A 2570-nucleotide genomic window follows, 5' to 3' on the forward strand; every position below is an offset into this window, starting at 1 on the left:
CGACCGGGCGGATGCTCGCGATCATCTGCTCGAACTGCGGGCGGGTCTGCGGAAGCGTGGTGAGCTTGCTGGTGAGCGTCACCCACACGACCGTGGCCGGCGTCAGCTGGATCTGATACTGGACGCAGTGGGTGCCGACGAGCGCGCCGTCGAACTCGAGCAGGAGCGCGGGGCGCGCGCCGACTTTCGTGAATTCGCAACGGATGACCGCGACGGGGTGGCCGAAGGCGCGCGCGAACTCCTCGGGGATGGCGGCGCAGAGCCGCTGGAGTTCCTCTCCCTCGGCGGGCAGGCGGCCGAAGCGCTTCGTCATGTTGACGTTGTCGCTGAAGCCCACATCGCCGACCGTCTGCCGGACGAACATCTCCATGTTGCCCGCGCGGATCGCGTGCATCACCTGATCGGAGAAGCGCGCGGCCTCGCCGCCGGCGGTCCGGAGATATCCCTCGATCAGGTCGGCGTTGTCCTTCGCCTCCTTCGCCGAGATCACGAGCCAGTCGGACGGAACGTCGAGCTTGATGCCGAACACGCTCGTGTGCTCCGCGGCCAAGGCAGGCGACGCCGCGAGGCACAGCAACGACGCCAACACCCACAGTCTCTGAATCACAGTCCTCTCCGTTCCAGTATTTGTGCCGCTTCTCCCGCCCTCAGCGGCTGAAGAGGTCCGAGAGCGCGTCCTGCACGAAGCGCATCTGCAGCAGCCAGGCGAGGATCAGCCCGGCGAGGCCGAGGAGCGCGGGGCCGTAGGAGACGCGGACGAGCGGGGCGGCCGGCGCGAAGGTCTGCGTCGGCGGGCCGCCGTTCGGGCGGGGGAGCGGGGCGGCGGCGGCGTCCTGCGCGGCGCGGGCGGTCTCGCCGGCGAGGAGCGCGGCGAGGTCGGCCTCCACGCGCTCGGCCGCGGCGTAGCGCGTCTCCTTCGGCGCGAGGAGGTGGCGCACGATCTCGATCAGGCCGGGCGGGACGTCGTGGCGCCGCGCGAGCATCGCGTGCTGCTCGGCCGGCGTCGCCGGCGGGACCTGCGCGAAGAGCATCTCGAAGAGGATCGCGCCGAGGGCGTAGAGGTCGGCCGCGACCGAGCGCCCGCCCTCGGGCGGCGCGTACCAGTTCGCCTTCCCCGGCTCGCCGACGTAGTGCTCGGGGAGGCCGAAGTCGGCGACGCGCGGATGGCCGGCGTCGTCGAAGAGCACGTTGGAGGGGCGCAGGTTGCCGTGGACGATCCCGTGGCGGTGCACGAAGGCCAGCGCCCCGGCCACGGCGCGCCCGACGCGCGCGACGTCCGCCCAGCGGTGCGGGCGCACCAAGCGCTCGCGCAAGTCGCCGCCGGGCATGTGCTCCATCAGCATGATGAACGAGTCGTCGCGCTCGCCGACGGCGTGGATCCGCACGATCCCCGGGTGCTCGAGCCGCGCCAGCTCGCGCGCCGTGGCGAGGGCCGCCGCGTCGCGCAGGTAGCGCTTGACGACGATCCGCTCGCCCCCCTCGCCGCCGCGCCGCACGAGGTAGACGCTGCGGCGCGAGTCCTGGCGGATGACGTCGAGGAGCTCGAACCGCCCCGCGCCGACGAACGTGCTGTTCGCCCCGGCGCGGACCGGGTCCTCGATGTGCCGCCCCTCGAGCGCCGTGACCAGCGCCTCGCGGAACGCCCCGGCGTCGGCGTAGCGCGCCTCGGCCGGCTGGGCCAGCGCGCGCTCGATGATCGGGCGGAGGTTGTCGGGGATCGCCGGCCCCTCGAGCGGCCGCCCGCCGGCGCGCGGCAGCTTGCCGGTGACGATCCGGTGCAGGATCACGCCGAGCGAGTAGACGTCGGCCTGCGGTCCGACGGCGTCGAACGCCTGCCGCTGCTCGGGGGCCATGAAGGCCCGCGTGCCGAGGGCCATCGTCTTGCTCGTCGGGCCGGTGTCCTCGGCGATCTTCTGGTCCACCGCCGCGCGGACGGTGGCGATGCCGAAGTCGCCGATCTTCACCTGCCCGGTGCGGGCGATCAGGATGTTGGCCGGCTTGACGTCGCGGTGGACGACGCGGTTGCGGTGGGCGTAGGCGAGGCCCCGCGCCGCCTGCATCAGGATCGTCAGCGCCCGCTCGCGGTCCAGCGCGCCTTGGGACAGCAACTCCTGCAACGTCGGCCCGTCCACGAACTCCATCACGAAGTAGGGGCCGCGCGGCGAGGCGCCGCGGTCGATCACCTGGACGACGTTGGGGTGGTTGAGGCGGGCGAGGACGCGGGCTTCCTGCTCGAACAGCTGCACCATCTGCGCCTGCTCGAGCAGTTCGGGGCGAAGGATCTTGACCGCCACGCGGCGGCCGAGGGAGATCTGCTCCGCCTCCCAGACCTCGGCGAAGCCGCCGCGCGCCAGCTGGCGGATCAGACGCAGCCCGCCGAACGACGGCGGCTGCTCCGCGACGGGCGGCTCGGCGTTTTGTTCCGGCCCCGGCATGCACCCCTCCCTCGAACAAGAATGCGCCATCCGGCCCGCGCGCCGCAATCGGCTGGCCGATAATCGGGGCATGCGCACCGAGTCCGCCGCCGCCCCTTCGGCGCGACGCCTGACGCGCGTCGTCGCCACCCTCGG

At 72.9% G+C, this 2570-nt stretch carries 2 protein-coding genes; both read right to left on the reverse strand.

Annotation, left to right across the window (positions count from 1 at the left end):
• The coding region (locus LLG88_14965) for a hypothetical protein (GenBank protein ID MCE5248207.1) at positions 1–607 on the reverse strand (607 nt) is incomplete at its 3' end.
• Between the two features lie 40 nt (positions 608–647).
• On the reverse strand, positions 648–2435 hold the full coding sequence (locus tag LLG88_14970; GenBank protein MCE5248208.1) for a serine/threonine protein kinase: 1788 nt from the start codon (positions 2433–2435) through the stop codon (positions 648–650).
• Positions 2436–2570: the final 135 nt, after the last annotated feature.

The organism is bacterium, from assembly GCA_021372775.1.
GTDB lineage: Bacteria > Acidobacteriota > Polarisedimenticolia > J045 > J045 > JAJFTU01.